Source organism: Phytoactinopolyspora endophytica, from assembly GCF_004138495.1.
In the GTDB taxonomy this organism is placed as follows: domain Bacteria; phylum Actinomycetota; class Actinomycetes; order Jiangellales; family Jiangellaceae; genus Phytoactinopolyspora; species Phytoactinopolyspora endophytica.
Window position 1 is genome coordinate 46549 of the sequence record NZ_ML142872.1, and the last position, 6162, is coordinate 52710.

Sequence of the window (6162 nt, forward strand, 5' to 3'; positions counted from 1 at the left end):
CCAGCCCGTCGCCCGCTCGATGCCGGTCCGGGAGAGATCCACGACAAGGCCGCGGCCGCCGCCCGGACTGCTCTGGGCCGGCAGTACCGCGATGGTCGTGTCCGCGGAGCCGTCCAGCACCGGCTCGATCAGCGGGCGCGTCCGGACTGCGGAGTCCTCGAGATCTGCGTCTATGAAGAGCAGGGCGCGCGGGGCGCTGCGTTCCTGCTCTCTCGATTCGATCGCCGCGACCGCCGTGGCGCCGGTCTCCATCGCGGCGGCCTTCCCACGGTTACGGGGATGGCCGACCACGGTGGCACCGGCGTCGGCGGCCACACCCGCGGTCCTGTCGGTCGACCCGTCATCGACGACGATCACCAGATCGGCTTCGGGGATCTTGGCAGCAGCACGCACGGTCGCCGCGACACGCTCTTGCTCGTCCTTGGCTGGGATGACAATGGCGACGCCTGAGGTGTCCGTCTCGCTCATCCGCTCACTCTATAACCGCCGGGCGTGGAGACACTTCCCCTAGCGGCTGTGTCGGTGGGAGGGAGAAGGCGGCTCACCTAGAGTGCGGGGATGGACGAGACGACAACGGCGTGGGGTGCGGATTCCGAGGTTGGCAGGCTGCGTACTGTCCTGCTCCATCGTCCCGGAGCCGAGCTCAAGAGGCTGACGCCACGCAACAGCGACGCGTTGCTTTTCGACGGCATCCCGTGGGTGGGCCGCGCGCAGGAGGAGCACGATGCGTTCGCGCAGACCTTGCGAGACCACGGCGTGGAAGTCCTATATCTGAAGGATCTCTTCGTAGAGACGCTGGAGTCGGAGGACGCCCGGCGCAGGTGCATCGGTGACGTACTCACCGATCCCAGGCTGGGCGACACACTTCGAGAAAGCCTGCGCCGCCATCTCGAAGGGATGCATCCGGAAGATCTTGCACATGTCCTGATTGCCGGACTTGCCCATGAAGAGTTCACTGACGGTCGCGGCCTCGGTTACGTGTTGATGGAACGTAGTGAATTTGTCATTGACCCGTTACCAAACCTGTTGTTTACCCGGGATTCGAGTGTGTGGGTCGGAGACCGAGTAGCCGTGAGCAGTTTGGCAATGCCGGCGCGGCGGCGGGAGACCAGTCTCACCGCCGCTGTCTATGCCCATCACCGTCGCTTCGCCGGTGTCAGGCCGGCCTACTCGCCGGAGCTGGAACGGCTGGAGGGGGGCGACGTCCTGCTGCTGGCGCCGGGTGTCGTCGCGGTCGGCACGGGCGAGCGCACCACGCCGGCAGGCGTCGAGAGGCTGGCGCGCAACGTCTTGGGTGCTGGGTTGGCCGACACCGTTCTGGCGGTCCCCGTGGCCCAGGACCGAGCGACGATGCACCTGGACACGGTCTGCACGATGGTCGATGTCGACGCCGTGGTGATGTACCCCAAGGTGGCCGATGAGCTGCGTGCGATCAGCCTGCGGCTGGCCGATGGCGAGCTGGAGGTCGGCGAGCCCGGGCCGTTTCTGGAGGTGGCGGCCGAGGCGATGGGCATCGAACGGCTCCGGACCATTGATACTGGCCTGGACCCGGTCACGGCCGAGCGTGAGCAGTGGGACGACGGCAACAACACACTGGCCATCGCCCCCCGCCTGGCAGTCGCGTACGAGCGGAACTCTGAGACCAACGCCCGGCTGGAGGAGGCCGGAATCGACGTGCTGAGAATCCCCGGGAGTGAACTCGGAACTGGGCGGGGCGGGCCCCGATGCATGTCCTGTCCCGTGGCACGTGACTTTTTGGGCAACGCCGGGAAAAAAACTTGCTACGGCAAATGACGCATCACGCCCAGAGAATGTAATCTTGTGCAAGCCCCGGTCGCACATGTTCCCCCGTCATGTGTGACCGGGGTTTCTATGTCGAGCCTCTAGTCAGGCGCATGCTCAGCGGATGGTCACTTGTCTGTTCGCCAGGCCGGCCCGGGCACGTCGTTGTTCACCATTGAGCGGCGTGCTGTCGGACATAGCCTCGGCCAGGCGCTTCTCCATGCCGGCTACCGGGTCCTCCATCTGCGGCGCCTCTGTGCCGTCTTCTAGATCCCATACCGGCACAAGCAGACCGTGAGCGCGGAACGTCCCGAGCAGACGCGTCCCTGGGGCGAGAACATCGTCGCCGAGGACGTGCAGCCGGGCCAGGGCGTCCAGAAGTGGCTCCTCGTCATAGGGGAGCACCCATCGCACTTGGTCGCGGTCCCCCAGCCGGCACCAATAGGCGGCCTCGGCCGCCGCGAGCCGGACCGTGGGGACGACGGCCTCGTTCGCCGACTCCAACAGTGAACGCTCCTGGGCCGTGGGCTCCGACTCCGGGTCGGTCCAGAAGTCAAACCCCTCGTGGACGGTGACCTCGAACGGCGAGTCCTCGGCGATGAGATCCTGCAGCCGCGGCGCATCGGCCGGTCGTGGTCCGACCGTCACCGGAGCGCCGGGCTCGGCCTCGAGCGCTGTCTGCAGCGCATGGCCGAGATCTGCGCTCGGATCCCCGCTCGACGCCACCGTCTGCAGGCCTAGCAGTACTTGACCGCTCTCCCGGACCATCGCCGGATAGGCGCCGGGTAAGACGGTCGCGACCAGCACGTCGCGTTCAGCGTGCGTACCGCTCAGCTGGATGGGAGCGGTAGCGGCCGACACGATCTCGCGGAGCGCGACCCAGTCGCACTCGGCGGGCAGGCCTTGGAACGGGCGAGTCACGTGGCGGCGGCCCGCCGCCTTGGCTTTCTTGCCGTGACAGATCTTGTAACGCTTGCCGGAGCCGCATGGACAGGGCTCTCGGGGGCCGACGACAGGGAACTCTTCGCTTACATTCACGAGTACAGAGACTAGCTCGTCATCCCGGGCTCCCACGGTCCGACAACCGCCTGGACGGTCACTCGGTCCTCGGCGGATCGCACGGCCCAGTTTCGGGCGACGGCGTCGACGATGGCCAGTCCGCGGCCCTCGGGCTCGGCGTACTCGGGCCGTTTTACGCGAGGAGTGTCCGCACTTCCACCATCGGTCACATCGATAAGCACATGCCGGTCACTGACTGTCCAGCGCAGGATGACCCCGACCCCGGAGTCGCTGAGCTCGATCGGCTTAGCGTGCAAGATGGCGTTGGAGACGAGCTCTGTGACGACGAGGAGTACGTTCTCGAGAACGGCCTTGGGGACTCCGACCTTGCGGAGATCGTCAGCCACTGCATGCCGGGCCGTGGGCACATTGCTGACGACGTTCGACAGCTCGAGAGCGCGGGCCGCGGCCCGTTCGGCCGAGCGGTTAGCGGTCGCGGCTTGCGGCATGGTGGACCTCCCTCCAGGCAGTCGGCGCGCTGTGTCATCCGTGTGCATTGGTGCCCGCTCATCAGTCCGGCCAAACCTCCGCGGACCCGCCGATCGAAGAACGCAATGTCATTGTGAGCTCTACCGTGTGTGCCATGCAGCTGAGAAAAATAGTGACAATGACCACTTCGTCGAGTTTGTCTGGAGTGAGCTATCCGCATACTGAGACGGCGTTCAGCTTGTTGTGGAAGAAAATAGTTTAATGCGCCAGCGGCAGCCAAAGACTCTCAAACTACGCGCTCACCTGCGGATCCAGGTTTCTCGTGAACGTGCGTCATGGCGCCGTTTGTCTACCCGCGATGCCCTCATCGCCTACATATGTCCCGCAGACCTCGTTGCATCCTTACGTAATCGGGGGGTTGGGCGCTAGGTTAAGCACGGGGCGGAGAGGATGACGATGTGGACTCACTCCCGGGCAGCGGGGAATCGGGAAACCACGGCGCGCGGTATGAGCGACGCCGCGGAAGAGGGACCAGGCCTGGATGCGCCCAGGCTTGCACCGACGAGTCCTGCCGAGGGCGGCGCGCGTGTCGACGGAAATCACCACAATAGTGATGCGCCTTTGGTCGCTAATGGCAACGGCGCTGTATCGGCCCAGCCCACACACCGCGGCACCGAGCTACATCGGCCAGAAGACAGAGTCAACGGGTCCAGTCACGATCCGTCCGTTGGGCAGCTCGCGGCCGTATCGGAGCCGCTTGAATCCGGTATCGAATCCGAGGTAGGTGAGTTGACGTCGCCACCCGAGCCCGATGCGTCCGTGCCGGAGCCACAGCGGGCCGCGCCGGAGCCGGTGAAGCTGGAGCCGGTTCCGAGTAGCCCGATGGGGCTCGACACCGTTGCGCTGCGGGCCACGATCACATTGGCCGAAGACAAGCTCGACCAGCTCGCCCAACGGTTCTATGCGAATCTGTTCGCCAGCCACCCAGAGTTGCGGGACCTCTTTCCTGCAAGCATGGAGACGCAGCGATCGCGCCTGGTAGGTGCGCTCGTGCGTATCGTCGGCAGCGCCGAGAATCGCGACGACATAGTGTCGTATCTTGAAGGCCTCGGACGAGACCACCGCAAGTTCGGTGTGATCACGGAACACTACGCGTCACTCGGGTCTGCCCTGGTTCTCGCTTTCCGTCAAGAGCTCGGGGATCAGTGGACCGAGCGCCACGAGAAAGCCTGGATCAAGGCGTACGACACGATCGCGATGGTCATGTCGGAGAGCGCTGAGCGTGACGCGGTCATGTCACCGGCGTGGTGGGACGCCGAGGTGGTCTTCCATCGCCGGCTGCTCGACGACCTCGCGATCATCCAGGCGCGTCCGCACACGGACTACCCATACCGGCCGGGGCAGTACGCGTATGTGATGTCACCGCGCCGCCCGAAGATGTGGCGGGCTTACTCGATGGCCTCGGCGCCCCGCGACGACGGTCTGGTGGAGTTCCACGTGCGGGCGGTCGGCGCCGGCTGGGTCAGCAGCGCGCTGGTCTGGCGGACGGAAGCCGGGGACGTGCTCCGGATCGGCGCACCGCAAGGGTACGATCTCGCGAACCCGAGGTCCGAAAGAGACCTGCTCTGTATCGCGGGAGGTGTTGGGATCGCTCCCATCCTAGCTGGCTTGCAGGAGCTGGAGCAGCGCCTGGACGGCCGCCGGGTTCACGTCTTCTACGCGGGTCGTGACCGGGACAGTCTGTACGCGTTGCCGCATCTCGAGTCGATCGGTGTCCGGTACCGCAGGCTGACTGTGGTCCCGGTGGTATCACCGGAAGGTCCGGAGGACCGCAGCCCGGATCTCATGGGCAACATCGTCTCCGCCTATGGCGACTGGCGGGAGCATGACGTCTACCTGGCTGGGCCCACCAGCATGGTGCAGGCGGCGCTCAACCGTCTTCGCGAGCAGCAGATCCCCGAAGAGCAGATCGTCTGCGACGACTACGGCACCTGGTGAGAGTCATCCTCGACGCTCAGCGCTAGCTGGCGGCTACCGTCGTCTCATTCGTTCTAGTGCCATCGCTAGATAGCGCTATATTGTCCGATGCAGGGGCCATGGCGCGGAGACGGTCATGTGGTGGCGTGCTGGCGGAGGTAGATGCCGAAATGCGGCACCGTGAAGGCGATGCTGCCCCGTTCGGCGGAGTAGATCAGCCCCTTCTTGATCAGAGAGTCTCGGGCCGGGGAGAGCGACGACGGTTTGCGACCGAGTTGGACTGCGATGTCGGATGTCGAGACCGTGCCGTCGATGGCTCCGGAGAGGCTGGCCATGGCTTGCAGGTACTCTCGCTCGGCGGGCGTCGCACGCTCGTACCGCGACCCGAAGAACCCGACCGCCAGCTCGGCTTCCGCATCGGGGGCGGCGACCCGGACGTCGCCGGCGGTGATGGGGATCGCGGGCGCATGGTCCCAGGTGACCTTGCCGTAGGCCTGGACGAAGTACGGATAGCCGTCGGTGGCCGTGTACAGCGCTTCGAGGGCGTCCTCCTCGTATTCGACGCCTTCTTCTTCCGCGGGCACCACGAGTGCGAGGTCGGCGGCGGCTCGGTCCAGACGGTCGATCCGTACGTAGTGGAACAGACGCTCGGAGTAGGACTTCGAGGCCGACAGCACAGCGGGCAGGTGTGGCAACCCGGCGCCGACCACCACCAATGGCAGCGCTTGTTGGGAGAGCTCGTGACAGGCCGCACACAGCGCGGACACGTCGGCTGACGGGATGTCCTGCATCTCGTCGACGAAGACGGCGATACCGACGCCGACGTCTCGTGCCAGGGCGGCCGCATCGACGAGCAGCTCGACGAGGTCGACCTCGATGTCCCCGGTATCGGCCCGGCCGGAGGCGGCGGGCACG

Annotated in this window: 6 protein-coding genes; 2 read left to right on the top strand and 4 right to left on the bottom strand. The window is 65.8% G+C overall.

Translation table 11 applies throughout. The features are described from left to right. Positions 1-468 (bottom strand): glycosyltransferase (locus ELR45_RS39755; RefSeq protein WP_205857600.1); only part of this gene is annotated, 468 nt, incomplete at its 3' end. Between the two features lie 90 nt (positions 469-558). Between ELR45_RS39755 and ELR45_RS30835 the strand changes: the two genes are divergently transcribed. Continuing rightward, the gene (locus tag ELR45_RS30835) at positions 559-1794 is read left to right on the top strand and encodes an arginine deiminase (RefSeq protein WP_129669707.1); all 1236 of its coding nucleotides are present in this window, start codon (positions 559-561) and stop codon (positions 1792-1794) included. A gap of 105 nt (positions 1795-1899) precedes the next feature. Here the strand turns inward: ELR45_RS30835 and ELR45_RS30840 are convergent, their stop codons facing one another. After that, on the bottom strand, positions 1900-2820 hold the full coding sequence (locus tag ELR45_RS30840) for a DUF5926 family protein (protein WP_205857601.1): 921 nt from the start codon (positions 2818-2820) through the stop codon (positions 1900-1902). Between the two features lie 11 nt (positions 2821-2831). Further along, positions 2832-3290, bottom strand: a complete 459-nt coding sequence (locus tag ELR45_RS30845; protein ID WP_165368250.1) for an ATP-binding protein — start codon at positions 3288-3290, stop codon at positions 2832-2834. 769 nt (positions 3291-4059) lie between these two features. Here ELR45_RS30845 and ELR45_RS30850 point away from each other — a divergent pair. Further along, positions 4060-5268, top strand: a complete 1209-nt coding sequence (locus tag ELR45_RS30850) for a globin domain-containing protein (RefSeq protein ID WP_205857602.1) — start codon at positions 4060-4062, stop codon at positions 5266-5268. 113 nt (positions 5269-5381) lie between these two features. Here ELR45_RS30850 and ELR45_RS41770 read toward each other — a convergent pair. Beyond that, positions 5382-6162, bottom strand: a 781-nt coding sequence (locus ELR45_RS41770) for a hypothetical protein (RefSeq protein WP_240760271.1), incomplete at its 5' end; no start/stop codon positions are given.